Origin of the sequence: Stenotrophomonas sp. RIT-551, from assembly GCF_026241915.1 — a bacterium.
GTDB lineage: Bacteria > Pseudomonadota > Gammaproteobacteria > Xanthomonadales > Xanthomonadaceae > Stenotrophomonas > Stenotrophomonas bentonitica_A.
The window spans coordinates 46,224-66,204 of sequence record NZ_JAPJIU010000005.1 but is presented as its reverse complement, the minus strand read 5'-3'; the positions used below and the strand labels follow the sequence as shown (position 1 = coordinate 66,204).

At 61.9% G+C, this 19,981-nt stretch carries 17 protein-coding genes; all 17 read right to left on the bottom strand.

From position 1 onward, the window contains the following. Positions 1 to 84: 84 nt before the first annotated feature. Positions 85 to 2,376: a TonB-dependent receptor gene (locus ORK51_RS08180; protein WP_261997273.1), complete on the bottom strand. Its 2,292-nt coding sequence runs from the start codon at positions 2,374 to 2,376 to the stop codon at positions 85 to 87. Positions 2,377 to 2,696: 320 nt separating this feature from the next. Then, positions 2,697 to 3,782 carry a sterol desaturase family protein gene (locus ORK51_RS08175; RefSeq protein WP_266084707.1) on the bottom strand — a complete coding sequence of 362 codons (1,086 nt, stop codon included), beginning with the start codon at positions 3,780 to 3,782 and terminating at the stop codon, positions 2,697 to 2,699. Further along, positions 3,779 to 4,408 carry a phosphatase PAP2 family protein gene (locus tag ORK51_RS08170; protein WP_266084706.1) on the bottom strand — a complete coding sequence of 210 codons (630 nt, stop codon included), beginning with the start codon at positions 4,406 to 4,408 and terminating at the stop codon, positions 3,779 to 3,781. Before ORK51_RS08170 ends, ORK51_RS08175 begins: the two co-directional genes overlap by 4 nt. Continuing rightward, a complete protein-coding gene (locus ORK51_RS08165) occupies positions 4,398 to 5,225 on the bottom strand; it encodes an MBL fold metallo-hydrolase (RefSeq protein WP_266084705.1) in 828 nt (275 codons plus the stop codon). The genes ORK51_RS08170 and ORK51_RS08165 overlap by 11 nt, the downstream gene beginning before the upstream one ends. Further along, positions 5,203 to 6,213 (bottom strand): NAD-dependent epimerase/dehydratase family protein, encoded by a 1,011-nt coding sequence (locus ORK51_RS08160; RefSeq protein WP_266084704.1) that lies wholly within the window; start codon positions 6,211 to 6,213, stop codon positions 5,203 to 5,205. Before ORK51_RS08160 ends, ORK51_RS08165 begins: the two co-directional genes overlap by 23 nt. Continuing rightward, positions 6,210 to 7,019, bottom strand: a complete 810-nt coding sequence (locus ORK51_RS08155) for a 3-oxoacyl-ACP synthase III family protein (RefSeq protein ID WP_216636709.1) — start codon at positions 7,017 to 7,019, stop codon at positions 6,210 to 6,212. The genes ORK51_RS08160 and ORK51_RS08155 overlap by 4 nt, the downstream gene beginning before the upstream one ends. 140 nt (positions 7,020 to 7,159) lie before the next feature. Beyond that, positions 7,160 to 7,294, bottom strand: coding sequence for a hypothetical protein (locus tag ORK51_RS08150; RefSeq protein WP_257785239.1), 135 nt, complete (start codon positions 7,292 to 7,294; stop codon positions 7,160 to 7,162). A gap of 342 nt (positions 7,295 to 7,636) precedes the next feature. Beyond that, positions 7,637 to 9,151 carry a type VI lipase adapter Tla3 domain-containing protein gene (locus ORK51_RS08145; protein ID WP_266084703.1) on the bottom strand — a complete coding sequence of 505 codons (1,515 nt, stop codon included), beginning with the start codon at positions 9,149 to 9,151 and terminating at the stop codon, positions 7,637 to 7,639. A gap of 23 nt (positions 9,152 to 9,174) precedes the next feature. Next, on the bottom strand, positions 9,175 to 10,797 hold the full coding sequence (locus tag ORK51_RS08140; protein ID WP_429000645.1) for a T6SS effector phospholipase Tle3 domain-containing protein: 1,623 nt from the start codon (positions 10,795 to 10,797) through the stop codon (positions 9,175 to 9,177). A 16-nt stretch (positions 10,798 to 10,813) separates the two neighbouring features. Further along, positions 10,814 to 11,584 carry a type VI secretion system lipoprotein TssJ gene (tssJ, locus tag ORK51_RS08135; RefSeq protein WP_266084701.1) on the bottom strand — a complete coding sequence of 257 codons (771 nt, stop codon included), beginning with the start codon at positions 11,582 to 11,584 and terminating at the stop codon, positions 10,814 to 10,816. 70 nt (positions 11,585 to 11,654) lie between these two features. Then, positions 11,655 to 12,941: a type VI secretion system-associated FHA domain protein TagH gene (gene tagH, locus ORK51_RS08130; protein WP_070425906.1), complete on the bottom strand. Its 1,287-nt coding sequence runs from the start codon at positions 12,939 to 12,941 to the stop codon at positions 11,655 to 11,657. Beyond that, entirely contained in the window at positions 12,938 to 13,960 is a 1,023-nt protein-coding gene (tssG, locus tag ORK51_RS08125; RefSeq protein WP_070425907.1) for a type VI secretion system baseplate subunit TssG, read from the bottom strand. The genes tagH and tssG overlap by 4 nt, the downstream gene beginning before the upstream one ends. Then, on the bottom strand, positions 13,924 to 15,690 hold the full coding sequence (gene tssF / locus ORK51_RS08120; protein ID WP_070425908.1) for a type VI secretion system baseplate subunit TssF: 1,767 nt from the start codon (positions 15,688 to 15,690) through the stop codon (positions 13,924 to 13,926). The genes tssG and tssF overlap by 37 nt, the downstream gene beginning before the upstream one ends. Before the next feature lie 6 nt (positions 15,691 to 15,696). Then, entirely contained in the window at positions 15,697 to 16,125 is a 429-nt protein-coding gene (gene tssE / locus ORK51_RS08115) for a type VI secretion system baseplate subunit TssE (RefSeq protein WP_070425909.1), read from the bottom strand. 12 nt (positions 16,126 to 16,137) lie between these two features. Then, positions 16,138 to 17,616 (bottom strand): type VI secretion system contractile sheath large subunit, encoded by a 1,479-nt coding sequence (tssC, locus tag ORK51_RS08110; protein WP_266084700.1) that lies wholly within the window; start codon positions 17,614 to 17,616, stop codon positions 16,138 to 16,140. A gap of 32 nt (positions 17,617 to 17,648) precedes the next feature. Next, entirely contained in the window at positions 17,649 to 18,161 is a 513-nt protein-coding gene (gene tssB, locus ORK51_RS08105) for a type VI secretion system contractile sheath small subunit (protein WP_070425911.1), read from the bottom strand. A gap of 549 nt (positions 18,162 to 18,710) precedes the next feature. Then, the gene (locus tag ORK51_RS08100) at positions 18,711 to 19,952 is read right to left on the bottom strand and encodes a flavohemoglobin expression-modulating QEGLA motif protein (protein ID WP_019183773.1); all 1,242 of its coding nucleotides are present in this window, start codon (positions 19,950 to 19,952) and stop codon (positions 18,711 to 18,713) included. Positions 19,953 to 19,981 lie beyond the last annotated feature (29 nt).

Sequence of the window (19,981 nt, the reverse complement as noted above, 5' to 3'; positions counted from 1 at the left end):
CGCGATGGCGGGTTCATGGGGTTGCCGGCCAGCGGCCGGCACTACCGGCACCACCGACCGACGGTCGGTGGCCACCCCACCGGATCAGAACTCCGCAGCGACCGTCATGAACAGCTGGCGCGGCGCGCTGGCGTGGATCGCGTAGCGGGTGCCGGTCGGGTCGGTCGGGGCGAACGAACTGAGCTGGCCGGCGTAGCGCTTGTTGGTCAGGTTGGTTGCGTTGAGCGAGACCTTGATGTCGCGCAGGCCCATGCCCGGCCCGAACGAGTACCCCATGCCCGCATCGAAGGTGGTCACACCCGGCACCGACTGGTCGTTGGTGTAGGTGTAGTACCGCTTGCCCGTGTACTTCGCGCGCAGGCTGGCGAAGAAGCCATCGCGGTTCCAGCTGATTTCACTGGAGGCCATACGCTCGGGCGTATCGACCGTGATCTTCCCGGCCACCGGCACGATCGCACCGCCCGAGGTGTAGTTGTCCTCGTAGGTGGTCTTGTTCCACGAGAGCGCGTTGTACCACTGCAGGCCGTCCATCGGCTTGAGGATGAAGGTCAGTTCCGCACCGCGGCTTTTCACCGAACCGACGTTGATGAAGCGCGTGATGCACTCCGGTCGCGTGCCCACTTCGATGCTGGTGCAGGGGTTGAGCGAGAGCAGGCGGTTGTCGAACGTCACGTGGTAGGCCGCGATCGAGGCCTGGTACTTCTCGCCGAAGGTGCGGAAGCCCGCTTCCAGCGTCTTGGACTTTTCCGGCTCCAGCCCGGCGCTGGCGGCGAAGGATTCCGGCGAGACCTGCAGCGGGCCACCGCTGCCGCCACCGACGAACGCGGCGATGTTCTCCGAGTACGAGGCAAATACTTCCTGGTTCGGGCTCAGCTTGAAGCCGATACCGGCCTGCGGCAGCACCGATTCCTTGGCGGTCAGGGTGCCGGAGGCGTAGCTGGCTTCGGTGCCCGGCTTCGCGTTGGCGGTCATGCGGGTGTTCGGGCTCTTGATGCCCACATCCACGGTCAAGCGGTCGTCCAGGAAGCGCATGCGGTCCTGCACGTAGAACTGGCGCGTGCGGATGTCGAAGTCCTGGTCGAACAGGCGGCGGTCCGGGTGGTTGAGGTAGCCGTCATCCAGGAACGGGCCGGTGATGTAGTAGAAGTTGCGCTCCACGTTGTGGTCGTTGCGCTCGTACCACAGCCCTGCTTCCAGCGAATGGATGCCCCACTGCCAGCTCAGCGCGGCGGTGATGCCCTGGCGGTTGATGGTGTAGTTGGTGCTGCGGATGGAGATCGGCAGCATCTCCGGCGTGCCCGGGTTGGACGGCTGGCCCGGTGCCCACCAGTGGCCCTGGCCGCGGTTCTCGTGGTGATAGCCGAGCAGCTTCAGGCGGGCGCTGTCGCCCAGGGCGAGGTCGGCATCGAGCGAATACAGGTTGTCATCACGCAGGGCGCGGCTCTGGTAGTACGCATCATCGATGCTGTTGACGCCACCGGTGAACGCACACTTCTGGGCGTTGTAGGTGCCTGGTGCGCAATAGGCGGCGGCGACGGCGCGATCCCAGTCCGGCGCGTAGATGTTCCAGTCCCAGCCCAGGCCACGTGCCAACATGCTCTTGGAGAGGTAGGCGTAGTTGGCCTGGCTCACGCGCGAGGTCGCGGCGAACGCGCCGAAGCGGTTGTCACCCACGTTCCAGATCGCCTTGGCATTGAACTGGCGGGTGGTCTGGTTCTGGTTCGGCTCGGCCCACATATCCGCGTCCTGGTGCACGCCGGAGACGTAGGCAGAGAAGCCATTGATATCGCCGGTGTCCACGCGCAGGTAGCCACGGCGCTGGTTGTCATCGCCCACGGTGACACTGGCCTTGCCGCCGAACTCGGTGGACGGGTCCTGCGAGAAGTACTGGATGGTGCCACCGAGGTTGCTGGTGGAGGCCACGCCCAGCGAGCCGATGCCCTGCGACAGCTCGGCGCCGGCCAGGTTCTCGGCGATCAGCGCACGCGCGATGCTCAGGCCGTTGTAGTTGCCGTAGCTGTTGTCACCCAGCGGGATGCCGTCCAGCGTGTAGCCCAGGCGGCTCTTGTCGAAGCCACGCAGGCTGATCGTCTGCGATTCTTCATTGGCGCCGAAGGCATCGTTGGACTGCACGGAGACGCCCGGCAGGCGGTCGAGGATCTTCTGGCCGCTGGTACCCGGCGGCAGCACTTCCTTGTCCACGGCGGTGATGCGCTGCACCTGGCGGGTCTCGCCCTGGCCGATCACCGAAACGGTGTCCAGGGTCTGCGCGCTGAGCGCGACGTTGGCAGCGGCGGTGGCGTCTACATCGGCAGCGTGGGCGTTGGCGGCGCACAGCGCGAGCGCCACCGCGATCGTCAGGGGTCGGGTAAGCATGGTCGTCCGTTACATGGGGGAAGATGACCTGCGCAATGCAGGTGCATGACCAGCATGCGAGCGGAACATGAAAGGATTCTTACGGAGCGGTGGGCAGGCAAAAAGTGCGACGGCGCTCATGAACCTGATGATTCAACGGTTACCCAGTCACTGACCAACATGCGGTTTCGGGGGCAGCCGTCAAAATTCCCTTATTGACTCATGATTTTGCCAATCCCTTGGGCGCCATGGTGTCATCTCTCACGCCACCTGCCTCACTTCCAGGCCGCAGTCAGCTCCTGGTAAAACTCCGGGATCCGGCCAAGCCGCGCCACGCCGCGCTACCGTTTGACACGATGGAATCCGAGCAGGACGTGGCCGATGAAAGCCAGCAGCAAGAGCCGAACCGCCGCCTCCTTGACCGGCAAGAGGAATATGAATATGCATGGCATTGCTAACGCAAGGACACGCCACATCCGCAGTCCCCAGCGCCGGCCGTCGGACATGCCACCTATCGCCAAGGTCATAGCGAAGCTGCCGACCAGCCAAATCGTGCCCGCAGGCTGAGACCACGTGTTCTCGTGAAACACGTAATAGATCGCAGAAGCAAAAACCAGCACGCCACCGGACGCGATGTAGATGTCGGACACCTTGCCCGTCACCGGAAGACCTTCTACGCGAGGCTCCCGCAATCCCAACCACCGAATGAAAGGCAGATTACTGGCCCAGAAAGGATTGAGGCTGCGCTGTGCGCCCTGCACCCCAAGAACGATCGGCACGTCCTTCAGCTCCTTCTGGAAGGTTCCGAACAGGCGATCCCAGAGCAGCAAGGTTCCGCCGAAGTTTTTATCTCGGTAGTCCGCATTACACCCATGATGCACGCGATGGTGCGTCGGCGTCACCAACCATTGCTCCAACACGCCTAGGCGTGGCGTCACACCGTTGTGATTGAAGAACTGAACCGAGTAGTGAAACGTCGAAACCACAAGGAACACCTCAGCAGGTACACCTATCACCGCCAGCGGAAGAAAGAATGGAATTGACGCCAACGATGAGTACCACGAATTCCGCACGCCCAGCGAAGTGTTGAAGTATTCGCCCTGGTGGTGTACCTCGTGGATCGCCCACATGAACGCCCAGCGATGGTGCATACGGTGCAACCAATAGAAGCAAAAGTCCCAACCAAAGAAACAGAACGCCACAACGCCCCACATTGGCCAGCCTTCGAGCCAGTGGAAACTCGCGTTTCTGGACACCCACACAAAAATTCCAACCTCCAGCCCTCGAAACAGCCACATCAGTAGATGGCCGGAGTTGAGGTTGAAGATAGTGTCGCGCCAGCAATAGGGGCCACGACCGCGCAACCATAGCCCTTCAAGCAACACGGCCACGAGCATGGCGAGCAGTGGGACGAAAAGCAGGCTCATACAGGACGCCTCCACCTGCACCGGGCCGCGAGACACCCGGCCAGCAGGGCGACAATCACTCCTGCAATAGCGTCGATCGCGAGGTGGCGCCGCGTCTGGATGACGGAGTAGATGATCGCAAGACACCAAAACCACATCACTGCCGAGACCATTGGACGTCTTCGGTCATTCACCGCCAATGCGCCGATAAAGGTAAGCGCCACGTGCAGGGATGGAAAGCAGTTTCCATCTGTGTCGAAAGATTGCAACCAGCCCAGCAGCAATGAACCATACCCTGACCCAGGCAACTCCTGGACCGGCAAGGAGGTCGGAAACAGCATGAAGACAATTCCGCTCAATATCGCGCACCACTGCGTCGCCAATCGGAGGCGGCGCAGATTCCTCGCCGCCACTAAGCCATAGGCCGTCGGGACGAACGCGAAGAACGACATGTACCACCATATGCCTACGGGATCGAAGGTGACCCACCGGTCAAGCACACTCTCCGACAGGACGAACCTCGTCCTTTCAATACTCGCGCACAGGGCATACACCACACCCACAGTGCCCCAGCCCAGCAGTAATTCACCCACTCGTTGCAGCGCTCCTGAAACGGGTTGCGCTGAATTACCACTCTTATACGACATAGCCACCATCCGGATGCCCAAGCTCATGGGCCAGGTGAATAGCAACACGGCCACGCTTGTCCAATTCATGAAGCTTCATCAGCGTCTGGAAGTACGCGGCACGATCGTGAAGAAGGCCGTAGGTGAGAAATGATGGGGCGCGCAGCTCGCGATAGTTGGCCTGCGTCCATGCTGCGTCACCAGCGAGCAACTCCCAGCCAGAAGCAGTAAGCACGAAGGCTCCAATATGCCCAACAGCATGCCCGGGCAGTTCTACGACAAGGATCTCGGCATTGCCACCAGGCAACACGAAACCGAACTGGAATGGCCAGAGGTCGTCCGGTAGCCGGACGCGGGGGCATCTTTCGATCCACTGCGCACGCCGCTCAAAATCCGCAGGCATCAGTGCCGGCACGAATCCACGTAGTAGAGCAGATAGCCCACGTAGTGATCGCAATGATTCCCAGCCGGTGATCGAGCACAGAAATGGCACCTGCGGAAAGTCCTTCAACCCCGCGATATGGTCACCATGGAAGTGTGATATCACAACGCCAGTAAGATCCTCCGGCACATAGCCATGCCGTGCCAGCTGCCTCACTGCCGATTGCTCTGCGTCGAAATGGACGGGCGTTGCTCGCCGATAAAGCGACATGACACCGGTGCGCGTATGTGCCTGGAAGTGGGTCGCGTATCCCGTATCCCACAGCCACCGACCTGCCTCGGTTTCGATGAGGTATGAGCGCGCAGGAAACGCCCGCTTTTTCCATCCGTCTCCGCGCGCCGCCAAACAGGCCAGATGCGTGCAGTGCCCCACCTCAAATACTTTTATCGTGGCCATTGCAAAGAAACCAGTCAGCGGCCAGTGCTACGCCCGCATCCAACGAAATGGGCGGAAGGTAGCCAAGCTCTTGCTGCGCAAGCCTGGCACTTAGTGTCATATCGAAGTTAAGTACCCCAGCGCCGTATCGAGTCAACAGGGGCTCACGACCGGTCATAGCGCTCGTCAGCTCCATCGCGGATGCTAATCCTCGCAAGAGCGCATAGGGAACCGGGCGGATATCGATTCGTTCCTGCAGGCCATTGAATAGCCCAACGATGAGATCACAAAGGCGGATTGGCTGTTGATTGGTGATGTTGTACACCCGCCCGGATGCAACGTCAGCCGTGCCCGCCAACCGCATAGCGTGTACGACGTTCCCGGTATACGTTACATCCTGCAACGCTGCACCGCCTCGCGGCAGCCAGAGTACACCGTGACCACGTCGCACCAGATGCATCAATCGAGGTAGAACGGCTCGATCATGGGGACCGAAAAGCGCGCGTGGACGCAGTATCACGAAGCGTGTATGCGGATACCGCAGCGTGGAAGCCTGCACAGCGTCTTCAGCCAGAGCCTTCGTGTAGACGTAATCATTGGCGAATCGGGTGGCCCGCCAGCTCTCCTCCACATCGAGGTGATGGCGACGATCGAAGTACAGGCCCGGCGTGGATACATGAACGAAGCGGGCGACTCCACATTCGCCTGCGGCATCGAGCAATTTCTGTGTGGCAACAACATTGATTGCGTGGAAGTCAGCGGAACTACCCCACGGGGACGAAAGCGCGGCACAGTGCCACACAACATCCGTGCCGGAGAGCAGGCGATGCCATGCCTCGCGCGGCAGCGTCGGCAGATCAGCGGCGATGAACTCCGCGCCCATGCTCCGCAAAGCCGCTCCGGCAACAGGATCCCGGCCCATCGCCCGCACCTCAATGCCTTCGGCGAGCATCGTTTCGGCCGCCACCCGGCCGAGTCCGCTAGTCGCGCCTGTGATCAATAGCCTCACGTGGTGAGAACCATGCCGGCTATCGTGAAGCCGGCCGCAGTGCCCAACATGAGCACGCGCTTGCCCGGTTTCAGCAACCCTTCTTCGTGCGCCTCATGCAGCGCGGTGGGCAGCGATGCGGCCACTTGATTGCCGTACTTATCGTAGACATCGATCACGTGGGCCTGCGGACGAAGCGGGATACGTCGCAGCATATGCTGCATGCCCAGCCTACTTGCTTGGTGCGGAATCAGGATATCGACGTCGCGTGGCTTCATGCCCGCAGCGGGTAGCAGCTGATTCAGGAACGACGGGACTGTCTTCGAAGCCAAACGGAACACTCGTTTTCCATCCATGCGGAACAGCGAGTCGGCGGGGGTGGCCCCCGTACGTGGAGTGAGACGGGTGCCGCCAGCGCGGATCTCGCAATATTCGTTTCCCTCTGGCCACGTTTCAAGGCGATAGCTGAGAATTCCTGTACTGCCATCGCCGCGTTCCACGATTGTTGCCGCAGCGCCATCACCGAATAGCGAGCGCGTTTCAGGGTCGTCCCAATCGATGCCGCGTGAAGCGAGCTCAGATGAGACGATCGCGACCCGGCGAAATGATCCGCCTCCCAACAGCGTTGCAGCCAGGTGCAGCGCGACGACGAAACTTACGCAGCTTGCGTTCACATCGAAGGATGCGACGCTGGCCATATCCATAGCGCCGGCAATCCGACTGGCCGTATAAGGTAACGCCTGCTCAGGAATTGCGCTTGCGGAAATAAGCAGGTCGATATCGGCCACAGCCAGGTTCGCGCGCGAGAGCGCGATCTGCAGGGCCATTGCCCCCAACGCGGACTGGCTGTCCTGTGGCCCGGCGTGATGTCGTTTTTGCCCTCGGGCGGGTAGATTGACACAGGCAGGTGTCGCGAGGTCCGATCCGTTCGGCAGTGCCACGCCTGTGGCGACGATTTTGAGTGGGATCATTCGACTGTCGCAACCGGCACTACCGGCGGTGCTACTGGAAAATAGGATGCATCGATGGAGACCTTTTTCAATCGCATTGATTTTGCGCCGCAAGCGATTGGGGCGCTTGGCGCTTCCGTCTGTTCTTTCATGGACTAACTCCTCGCCCGTATGGAAAGGCTCTGGATCGAGACATCAAGCTGTCAGTCTGCTGATAGCTCCCAGCTGTCCGAATTGTTGAGCGAATTGCGCCTGGGGAATATCAGACAACTCTGAAAGTTTGGGCGACCTTCTCACGCTGAGTTGCAGTTCGCTGACGGACCCGCTGCGGACCGCTATCCAGATGAGCATCACCGCGGATGATTGCGACAGCGCGGAGCTGTAACCAGGGGTGTCCGATTCGCCCCCCAACATCGTCGTCAGCGCGGCCCAAACGAAGGATCGTGCCGGCAGCCAAGGTGGATGAACGCAGGCGGCGAAGTACGTCACGGCTCTTAGCCTTCATGTGGCGAACCAGGCAGACCGTCCAGCAACGCATTCAAGGCGCGGCCGTCGTCCGCCACCTGTGTGGGGCTGTTGTAAACGGGCGCTGCTCGATTCTGCTCAGGCTCTGGCGGGGCTTGCCGTGGCATGTCCTGGCCTTCGGAAAGCTGCGGCATGAGCTTTACGTCGAAGGCATCAGCGCCAGGCTTCTCTTCAGGCTGTGTCAGCAGCATGAACGTGGCCTGGTCCTTGCGCCGCAGCGGCACCACCATGCTGGGCGTGCCCGATTCGGACGTTGCCATGGTCGCCAGCACCAGCCCCACGAAGGGCGAGGCTGCGCTCATCTCACCCAAGCGTGCGCTCAGGTCGATGCCCTCTTGAGGATCGATCAGATCCAGTTCCGACTGCGTGGCGGTGAGCACCGGGCTCAGCGTGGCAAGGCCGCTCCCTGGCTTGCCTGCATCAAAGAACACACGGGCAGGTGCTGCAACCTGCGCTGCTGCTTTCCAGCCAGCTGCCAGGGAGGCCTCCTGCTGCTTGCGCTTCAACGTAGCACCCTCATCGTCGACGAGTGCAGCGACCACGGGCCGATGAAGGCGTGCGAGTGTTGGCAAGCTGTCCCACTGTTCGAAGTGCCCTTTGGTCCAAGGGGTAGGGAAGAAAGGCGTTGGCTTGAATTCATGCGGTGGCTGCGCTGCCCACTTCCAGAAACCAGGGTAAATCGTGTCCTCGCCCATTCGCGTGTACGGCGCCCATGGCCGCAGCCATTCGACACGCTCGCGGCGGGCAAAGACCATGGCTGCATAGGTTGCGATCGGCGCGTTGCTTACCCGTTTGCCGTCTTCATACTGGCCCGAGGGACCTTTCACGTATACAAGCATCGCCGGAAGATCGGGATACCGCTCGAATGTGCGAAAGAGGGCCTCGACCACATCTTCAGGGGTGTCGTTGTAAACCACGTCCAACTGATTGATCTGGGTCCAATGCAGGCCAGCCGGCATGCGCATGTTGTCGATGGAGTTCCAGTGTATTTCTTTTAGCCTCGGACTCAGCTCTTCGGTCCGAGCTCGGTAAACCGTCACGGTCGGTATTGGCCATGCTTCAACCATCGACTTGAGCACCAGCTCCAACGTGTCGTCCTGACGCTTCTCCCAAACTCCAGGATCGTCAGCGTTTTGATAGTGCTCCGATTCCGGCGCAGGCAAGACATTACTGTGGAAATCAGGTGCCTTTTGTACTTCTTTCCACACGTTGCCCTGGCGGAACATCTCCACCGACAGGCCAACACTGATGATATCGAGGGTTTGCAGACGGTTGCTTGGCTCCATGACGGGCGGCTCCGGGAGGGCGATGGGCGCCGGTGCGCCGGGATGATTGAAGCGGCTCAGGCCCGCAAAATCATTGGGAAGCTGGCTGCGGTCATAGGTGGCCGGAGGCGGTGGAGCACGATCAAACGCGGTCGGATCGGGTCGCCCGGCGCCACACGCGGGAGTGATACCTACCAGAGCAACTACGAACAAAGCCATCCAGTGGTTCCGATTACCCCGCCTCATCGGCCCGTGCCCGGATCGTTCGGGATCTTGTTCGCTTCCCGATCGGCAAGCGTCTGCGACACGACCAGTTGTGGACGTTCACAAAACGCGCAGGCCGGCAACTTGCCGGTCTTCCTGTACTTGATGGTCTGATCGATAAGTTCTCGAGCCGATCCGACTTCCTTCTGGCGCAGAGCAAAAGCCGCGCTGTGCAACATTCTTTCAGCTTTCGTCAGTTCCAGGCTTTCATCAATCCCCTCTTCCGCTCGATCCCAATCAGTCCGCCAATCAGCCACCAGGCACAGATACAGGTAATAGACCGGATCATCGATGCACTTCGCCTGCCCAATGCCCAGGTCATAGGCCGTGACCTCGCGGCTGTGCTGAGCCTCGGCGACGATGCTGGAGTGGAAGGACTTCTTGTTGTCCTCGCTCTTCTGGATGTCCATCCAGCGGCGGCGCGCCTCGTTTGGCGTCTCGCGGCGCCTTATCTCGACCCCACCGCGCCCAGTGTGACGGGCATAGCTGATTTCGGTTTGATCTGTCACATCCTTACCTGCGTTCCACTGCTTCTCCAGCAGCCTGATCTCTTCACCGGGGAGCGCATTTTGGGGACGCCGAGCCACGCGCTCCACCACACCCGGAAACGTTTCCCAATCCAGAATCATCCGCTTGTCGCGAGTAATTGCGATGGATGCATCGATAGGAGAGATATCGTCCCAGTCACTGCCCAACCGGGGGCGGGCCGCAGGGCTCAGCACTTCGCTCGTGATACGTACCTTCTGGCCTGAACTGAAACCCGCGCGTGCCATCCTGTCGGTGAACGTACCCAGCGTTGTGCCGGACCAGGCGAACTCATGCCATTTCTCCAGCTCATACTCCCCCGGCGCGGCGCCAATCATCAGGGGTTTTCCATCGCGCAGGCGCTTGGTAAAGCATCGCTGCTTGAACCGTGGCCCCAGGGCGTCCAGCGCTGGGCGCACAACCATGTAGTCTTTCGCCTCGCTGCCACGCAGCATTACCCGACTTTTCCTCCACCGCTGGTAGCTGTCGGTGGTGAACATCGACACGGTGTCGGGCACGCCCTGCCAGCCGATGCCCTGCACGCTCAGCAACGCGACCGTCTGGTCGTCGGGGCAAAAGTACAGATAGACCTTGCCGCGATTGTCGCGTTCGTCAAATAGCTTCGGAGCGTTGCCCTCACCCTGCGGGATCCTGAGCGCCCATGTTGGCTTCCAATGCTTGCCCGTCACCACAGCGTTGCCCGAACTGCCTTGGCCTGTCTCGGCCAAGGACTCGAACGCGGGTGTGTGATGTGGCGTCTCGGTCATGAACCGCACGATGCCGGTCAGTGTGTTCAGCCGTGCTTCCACCGTTTCCACTTGACCGCCCAGCGTGAGCTTGTCGGCCATCACCTCGCCCAGACCATAGGGCGGGTGGTTCATTACAAAGGTGTCGATCGGGCGGTCATTGGTTTCCTTGAGCAGTGCGTTGGCCAGCAGCGTGATCAGACAGCCCTGGCTGTGCGCCACCACATTGATCGTGTCGTCCGGGTGCTTGTCACGAATCATCCGCACCAGCATCGCCAGCCGCTGCGCGGCCAGCACCATGTAATTGGCCTTCGCGCCAGACCACTCTATTGCGTGATGACATCGTTCAGTCCTCTCCCTTGATCGTGACGCCGTGCTCGTCGAGCGAGACCAGCAATGGATATCTGCCGCCGGTCGGCTCTATGCGCCATATCGCCTTCCAGTTGACCGAATGAAGGTCCTGGTAGGCAGCCACAACGGCGATGAAGTGCGTGGTCGGCTTGACTGTGTGGAAGCGGACGAATTTGAATTCGTTGGGCCTGAGCACGTACTCGTCGTGGTCCACATAGGTCTTTCCCAAGGCTTTCTCGGGCTTGTCCATCAGCGCATCGGCGTCGGCAGCGAGAAACACCCCGTTGTCCTTGAGTTCGAAGACCTTGACCGCGATCGGGTTGGCTTGTCGGGCCTGCACCGTGGTCGCCGGTGAAACCGCCGGCTCACCGTCCGGCGTGGAGATGCCGTCACGGTATTGGCCCAGCTGCCGCGCGGCGCCGTCGCCCGCGTTGACGATGTGGCTGACCGGCTCCTGCTCCGACTGCCCCCCTCGCACAGCGATGGAGCCCGCGTCGCGCACGTGGCCATGCGTTGCCTCAAACTCACCCCGAAGAGCGTCTGTCGTTGCCTTCAGCTGGCCCAGCAGGCTGCCCAGGTCATCGCTGGACAGGTTCACCCGATATGGCACGCCCGCGTCGTGGCCGGAGAGCGGCTCCTCCTGTGCGAACGCATTGGGATTGACCCCGGCCGATGTCACCAGGCTGAGCGCCACCTGCGAGGGCTGGTCCCTCAGTTCACCCACGGCAATGCTGGGATCCTTGAGCACCTGCAGAGTCTTCTTCATGGCCGTGCAACCGCTCAGACCGATGAACATGGCCGGCAGGAATGCCCATGGCAGCGCACGCTTGAGCACTTCAACCCCCGGCCCGCATCGCGCGGTCGTAGGCCTGGTCGAACACTTCCCAGAACATACGATCGAACCCCTGCTGCCGCGAGGACATCAGCTCGTCGAAGTAGTGCCCGTACATCTCCCAGAGCCAGCCAGCATCCGGCTGGGCATCGGTGCCGCCGGCGTATCGCTGGAAGCGCGTGGTCAGCGCGTCGGGCGAAAATGCAGCCAACAGGGCACCCAGGGCCGCCTTGACGGCGACAGCGCTGGCGTCATTGTGGCGGGCGACCTGTTCAAGGCTCTCGGCGACGGCAGCCTGCGGGGCCAGATGAACCGGACTGCGGGTTCCAGCGAACAGGGCATGCGCGGTATCCGCATAACCCTGCTGCAGGCGCAGGGGGTTGTCCTCGATCGGCTGCAGGGTGCGATTAAGCAGCCCGGTGCCCTGCCCCTCCCTGCGCGTCTGTGCATAAAGGCCGGCAAGGCCTTGGATGGCAGCACGCAACGCACTGCCGGCGTCGTGCAGGACGCGGTGCGCCTGCTCGGAGTCCAGGTGGCCCAGTCCGATTCCCAGGCCCTGTCCAAACGGGATCATGGCCACATGCAGCCCCTCGGCGTGGGTCGCGGGGGAACTTGTGTGTGCATTGTTCATTGCTCGGTCGACTCCATGCGCCGGGGTACCATTGCTGATGACTTCACGGTTGGTGTCTGCCAGGTCGCTCTGCGTGACAGCGCTGCTCGACAAGCCATAGTGCGTGGCGTCCATGGGCGTGCTGAACTTGCGTTGGGCATTGATCCGCCTGACAGCGGCGTCCAGCGCCGCCATCGGCTCGATCGCGTCATGTCGCTGCACAGGCTCCACATCTGCTGGTTCCTGCGTGGACAGCCGCTCGAACTGTGCATCGTGCGTGTTGAGGATTTCGCCAAGGGATTGCTGCCCCAGATGGCGGCCCGGATCGTCGGTCGTGGGTGAGTCATCCCCCAGATTCACGTTGATCCGGTAGGGCCCGATGCGCACGACCTCGCCATGGTTGAGGGCGATGATGACATCCGGCCCGAGCGGGTCCTTTGCGTCGTTGATCCAGGTGGCACCGCCCCGCTGGACGAGGCAGTAGGCACGGTCGACCCAGGCGACCTCCGCGTGGATGGGGGCTACCCGGCCGGCGCTGTCGGCCAGCACCCAGTTGGCCCCACGGCTGCCGATGGTGCCGCCCGCGGCATCGAAAACGTGGATTGGCGTGCTCCCGACATCCAGGAACTCCGGATTGGCCACCACCAGATGGAGCCGTGGCGCAGGTGAGTGAGTAGTCATTGACGTACCTTTATTCTTACGACCGACTCCTGCCTCAACCGGTCGTCATTGCCAAAGAAGGTTGTCCAGCCAAGGTTGGCACCACGGCGGGAGTCCAGTTGCAGACGGGGTATTTCTTCCTGGCGCAGCCCCAACTCCAGGTCGTAGGCCAGTTGGTCGCGGAGAAGAAACTCGACAAGCCGATTCAACGGCAGGAAATGACGGCCGTTGGGCAGGAAATCGCGAAACCGGCGCTGGCTCAGGCCCCGGATGGCGATGACGAAGCTGTGTTCGTAGGTCTTGACCCGGTCGCCGATCATGAAGCTGTCGCCGAGCACGCCTCCCTGTCGCCCCAGGTGCGTCTTCTGCTCTTCGGGAATCTCCACCCGCAGTGGCTGAAACTCCCGGATCTCCACCTGCCCGAGGTCGAAGCAGTGCGCGACGATGCCACCGACCACGGCGGGGGACCGGCTGCGGCTGGCCACCAACCCCGCGTAGGTCAGCAGCCGACTCCACGGGAGCTGGGTCTGGCCACGGAGCTGTTCGTCATTGAGACCAATGAGAGAGAACACGTAGCGCGAGAAGCGGTCGCGTGCGCCATCCTGGAACCTGACGTGGTACCGGTACTTTCGCCAGGCGCGATGCAGCAGGGTGAGCAGGCGGTGGTTGAAAAAATCAAGGAATGCGGCGCGCAGGTCGTTGCCGTGCGCATGGTCACTGGCGACCCGCTCCAGGTAGTGACCCGGCAGGGGCGAATCCACCCCGTGCAGGCCCAGGAAGCTGACGACCAGACGATACGCGTTCTGCGAGCGACCCTCCAAGGCCGACGCGGCAAGCACGTCGGATACCGGAAAGCCGAGGCCGGGATCGCTTTCGAAACGAATCCGCTCGGTGGCCGGGTCGAGGTCAAGGAGGTACTCCAGGTTGTCGCCATGCAACCGGTACAGCTGCTCCACCAGGCTGAAGAACCCGTAGTCCTTTGCGTCGCGCAGCAACGGCAGGGCTAGATCACCGGCTGGTGACCGCGTTGCAGGGTCCATGTGTAGGTCTCGTTGTTGGTGAGGTTCTTGACTTCAAGAAGATGGAACGAGTTGATGCTTGCGTAGAGTCCGAAGAACTGCGAAAGGACGGTTCCGAACAGGTAAAGCTCGCCCTCGCAGAGGAAGGCATCCTGATCGAGCTCCAGCACGGTCTTCAGGCCGCGCACCGGCAGGCCCTTGATCAACGTGTTGACGGGCAGGGTGCGAGCGCCGCGAATGCCCTCGAGGCGCTTTCGGCTGCTGCGTTCAGACTGGATGTCATGCAGCGCTGCGAAATCGTAGGCGCGCAGTACCGCCTTGAGCGGTTCGGTCCCGAGCAGGGACAGATAGTTCAGCGAGAGATTGGAGATCAGGGTCCAGTGCAGGCTCCCGTCGAGTACCGGGCGATAGGGCTGCGTTGGCGGAGTGATGTTTGCGAACGTCAGGTAGGCGGGTGTCTCCTGCGTCGGGATGCACACATCCCCGGCTGCAAGGGCCGCGGGCAGGTCGCGATTGGTGCAGGTCAGATCCACGGAAATGGTTTCCCGCCTGCCGATGAAACTGCTGTCGTCGCTGCGCACGAACGAGATGCGCTGGCGGAGCCCGCCATCGGACGCATCGGCTTCGACGCGGGTGCGGAAGTACAGCGCCGCCCTGCCCTCCGATTTCTCGATCTCATGCTGGAAGGAGTTGAAGTCGTGATATTGGCGGCCCCGTCCGCCGGGATGTGGATTGGCCCCCTGGTCCCAGCCACTGACATGGTCGACACTGAACACTTCATGGGCATGCGGCAGGCCACCAGATGGCCGCAAGGGGTAGTCGCTGTCCTGACCATCCAGGCTCATCGGCTCGGCGTCATGGGCGAACAGGTTGATGGCCGGCACACAGTGAAGCGAGATATCTGCGGTGCGCACCTTGATGTCGGTCGGCATCGGCCGGGTATAGTGGAACTCGATGCGGACGTGCCGACCAATTGCGGCAGGCCAAACCGCTCGCAGCCTGGTCAGGCGGATGAAATAGAACCGGCGCGGAAACGAAAAATACTCCTGCAGCACCCTGTAGCCATCGAAAACGTTGCGCGGATAGGGCAGCAACGCCTCGTCCGCGCCGAACCCGGGGAAACCGACGTCAGCCGACCTCAGCGTGCGCACCTGGTCGCCGACGATGACCCTCACTTCATCCAGATAGCGCGCCGTCCAGAGGTAAAGCGTCAGTGCGGTGTAGTCATCCCCGCTGAGGTGCAGGTCCAACGCATCACAGTCGATTTCGTCCAGCCGCCGGTCCGACAGCGCCTGCAGCTCCAGGCAGACCACGGAGGTTTCACGGGTATGCGCGTCATGGACCGCATCGATGCGTAGCGGATCGATCTTCAGGTCCGTGCAGGTGCGGAACTGGCACGCTACGCCATCCACCGGAACCGAGGCCAGCCGCGCTCCCTGCGGAAGCGTCTGCCGCACGGCGATGGCACGATCAACAGGATCGAAGCGCATGATGGTCATGCTTGGAATGGGGCGCAGGTAATTCGGCCACAACAACTGCAGGAGCGAATGGGTCAGCTCCTCGAAATCGTCTTCCAGTTTGAGCCGCAGCTTGCCGGTAAGGAATGCGAAGCCCTCAAGCAGGCGTTCAACGTCAGGATCGGCGGCCTTCTCGCCCAGGAACCGGGCGAGCTGGGGATTATGGCGCGCGAACTCCTGCCCCTGCAGGCGCAGGAACGTGAGCTCATCGCGGTAGATCCTTCGGAATGGCATGCAGCCTCACGTGACGCGGTAGTGGCGGTTATGCCCGTTCATGACCAGGTCGACCTCGAGAACAGCATCCTTGCTGTCGACCGCCAGGACACAGTCCAGGCGGAAGTTGAGCTCAAGCGGCGCCTGCGGATTGGGGGTGAAGTGCACGTCCCGCACGACGACGCGCGGCTCGTAGGACTGGATGGCGTCGCGGATACCCGAGCTCGTCCGGATCAGCAGCTCTGACGACCCGGCGGTGGCATCGGTGAAGTCCGGCAACCCCACGTCAGGACTGCTCTGTGAGCAACCCTGACGTGTATTGAGCAGCAGTTCGATGTTCCGCTTGATGCTGCGGATCCGCTCCGGCATCTCGTTGTGCGACTGCAGGCTCCGCCGCTGGAGCAGGTCAGGCTCCAGTCGATCAAACAGGCTTCCTTTCCCTGATACCCGGGTCATCTGCGCTCCGTGTCAATCCTTGTCCAGCCGGCCTACAAGCGAGAGCTCGAAATTGGCGCCCATGTACTTGAAGTGCGGTCGCACGGCCATGGACACCTGGTACCAGCCAGGATCGCCTGCAACGTCGCTCACTTCGACCTTTGCCGCCCGGAGCGGACGCCGGCTGCGTACCTCTGCAGGTGGGTTTTCCTGATCGGCGATGTACTGCTTCAGCCAGGTATTGAGCTCCCGCTCAAGGTCCTGGCGTTCTTTCCAGGTGCCGATCTGCTCGCGCTGCAGCACTTTTATGTAGTGCGCCAGACGATTGATGATGAACATGTAGGGGAGCTGGGTACCCAGCTTGTAGTTGGTCTGCGCGTCCTGCCCTTCCCTGGTCTTCGGGAATATTTTGGGCTTCTGCACGGAGTTGGCCGAGAAGAACGCCGCGTTGTCGCTTCCCTTTCGCATGGTCAGCGGGATGAAGCCTTCCTCGGCAATCTCGAACTCCTTGCGGTCGGTGATCAGCACTTCAGTCGGAATCTTGGCCTGCAGCTGACCCAGGGCTTCGTAAAGGTGCACCGGAAGGTCCTCGACTGCGCCACCAGACTGCGGCCCGATGATGTTCGGGCACCAGCGGTATCGGGCGAAGCTGTCGGTGATCCGGCTTGCCATCAGGTAAGCCGCATTGCCCCACAGGTAGCTTTCATGGGTGGCACTGACGCCTTCGCGGTAATTGAACGTGCGCACCGGGTTCTCCAGCGGGTCGTACGGCTGGCGAAGCAGGAAGCGTGGCATTGCCAGGCCAAGGTAGCGTGCGTCTTCGGATTCGCGCAGGGAGCGCCATTTCGCATAGCGCGGTCCCTCGAAGATGTCCTTGACCTCTTTGAGGTTGGGCAGGTCCTGGTAGCTTTCGACGTTGAAGAACTCGTGCCCTGCAGCCGCGATGAACGGCGCGTGCGCCATCGCACCGACCGAGGCTACGTAGTTCAGCAGCTTGATGTCGGGCGCGGACGGGCCGAAGTAGAAATTGCCGATCATTGCAGCAACCGGTTCGCCGCCGAACTGGCCGTACTCGGCCGAGTAGACATGCTTGTACAGGCCGCTCTGCGTGACATCCGAGGCGCCGTCGAAGTCTTCGAGCAGCTCTTCCTTGGTGACATGCAAGAGCTGGATCCTGATGTTCTCGCGGAAGTCGGTGCGATCGACCAGAATCTTCAGGCCCCGCCATGCCGACTCCAGCTTCTGCAGCTCTGGATGATGCAGAACATCATCCATCTGCTTGCCGATCTTCTGGTCAAGTTCGACAATCATCTGGTCGACCAGGCGCTTGTTGACCGGTTCGGACTGCTCATCGCTCTTGAGCATCTCGGCGATGAACTCAGCCACGCCCTTTCTGGCGATCGAATAGCCCTCCTGGGTAGGCTCCATCTTGGTCTGCGCCATGATCTGGTCGAGCAGCCCCGTGCCTGCCACGACCGCTGCGCGGGTCGCACCCTGCTGTTTCGCTTCCATGGATTACTCCTGTACTAGTTGTGCGAAGGGGGTTAAGCCGGGCTGTCTTCCGGTGTGTTCAATGCGATGTCCAGTTCTCTGGCCAGGGTGTCGCGGGCATTCGGGTCGGCCAACAGTTCCTGCAGCTTGCTCCGGAAGGCGGGCACGTTGCCCAACGGGCCCTTCAGCGCAACCAGCGCCTCGCGCAGTTCAAGCAACTTGCGCATCTCCGGCACCTGGCGGGCAATGGCGTCGGGGGCGAAATCCGTGAGCGACGTGAAGCGCAGGTCCACCGCCATGCACGCGTCTTTTTCATCCGAAAGACGGTTTGGCACCTCCACGTTGAGCGAGAGCTCAGCCTTTTCCATGACCGCATCGAACGTATGTTTGTCAATGCAGATGGATTCGCGCTCTTCCAGAGGCTGGTCTTCGCCATGCCCCTTGAAGTCGCCCACGACCACCAGCTTCAGCGGCAGCTCAAGCTCCGCCTTCTGATCACCTGTTGCAGGCACGTACTTGATGCTGATTCGCTCCTTGGGAGCAACAGATCCTTCCTTGCTCGACATTGCGTCTTACCTCGGCGTTGGTGAGATGGTGTGGGTACGGCATCGGCGTGACGCCGGGTCATGCGCGGCGGAACGCTACGATCAGGCGTATGGACAAGTCAGGTTCGAAACTGTGGCTGGGCAGCGCGGAGGCGGCACACACACCGAGCCCGCAGCGCCTCGCGTCGGCGAGGTGATTGACACAATGATGGCGATCTCGTTCGCGCCTCGTCCTCGCATGGTCGTCAACGCTCTTCTTCCTGAGAGATCAAATCGGCAAAGGTCAACCCTTGCCCTCATTTGAATGAGAGATGACTCAAAGTTCAAAGGGCGTTTCCGACATCTGCCACTTCGGTTTACTGGAGAGTGACATCAGGCACGTTTCGACTGAGATTGCGCGCAATGCCGTGCCGTCCTGAGCGCTGTCAGGACAAGGCGTGTTGGCATCGCTCGCGCTGCGACGATGCGGCTGCCCCGCTGGGGAGCACTGGTTACTCCGCCGTGAGCTGGTCCATGCGGATGCGGGTTGGCGAACAGCGAGACCGCCAGCTTGCCGGCCAGCGGCCGGCCCTACTCGGGGGCGAGCTGATCCATGCGGATGCGGTTGGCGAACAGCGAGAAGGCGAGCATGCCGGCCAGCCCATTCGCGCGGCTGACCCAGTGCGGGAGCCAGCGCGGCGGGCGCAGGATGCCCTCTTCGAACAGCGGCGCGAACGCGATCGCATCGGTGAGCGACATCTTGCCGGCAAACAACCAGCGGCAGACCTGCAGGCGGTCTTCGGCCAGCATGTGGCGGAAGAAGGTGTGCACCGAGACCAGCCCACGCAGGTACACGGTGTCCTTGGTGAAGGCTGCGCCGCCGCTCGGCGGCACGCCGCGGAACACGCGCTGGGCCGAGGCAAAGCTCTCTTCGTTGTTCTGCCCCGCCGCGCAGAAATAGCGGAACACCTCGATGAAATCGGCGCCCTCGCGTGCCATCGCGATGGCTTCGGTACGCAGGCTGATGCGCTTGAGGCGCTCGATGTCGATGCTGCCGGTGATCTGTTCGGCGAACGTGGCCAGCCCCTCCTGGGTGGCGGTGACCCGCGGCGAGGACAGCGCCAGGCTGGGCAGGTGCGGCTGCTCGCGTCCGTTGAGTGCGGTCAGCGAGTGCACCAGTGCTTCATGGTGGAACAGCTGCGCGCGGTCGTAGGCGCTGAAGCGGGCACTGGTGCGCAGGCGGATCCGGTTGGGGCCGGCGGCGGCCTTGGAGATCAGCTCCGGATCCAGCTGCACGGTGATGATGCGCGACTCGAAGAACGCATCCAGATCGCTCTGCAACTGCAGCTGCAGCGCAGTGGCCGAGACCGGCACCTGCTCTTCGGGTGCGAGCAGTTCGTGGTCCAGCTCCTGCGCGATCTGGATGAAGTGGCGGGCAGCATCGCGGGTACTGGGTCCATTGCCTGGCAATGGCTGCTCCGGCGCGCCGAACAACTCCACCGAATATCGGTCGACCTCGGCGGTCCCCAGCGATTCGAGCAGTCCGGCGGCCTGGTCCCAGCTGTGCGCCGAGCGCTGCACGTACAGGCCGATGGGATGGTCGGGATCGCATTGGGCGCTGATCGCAGCCAGCCGGTGGCGGGTATCGCTGAAATCGAGCCGGGGGTAGTCGACCTGCGGCAGCACCGGCTGGCCGCGGGCGACGCTGGCCAGGAACGGGGCCTGCAGCGCTGCCGGCCAGCTGGTCAATCCCAGCAGTTTGATCCCGCCCACCGCCTCGACCAGTTGGGCATCGAGCGCGGTGTGGTGGGCAACGTCACGATCCACGGTCATTGGCGTGTCCATGGACGGACAGTAGCAAA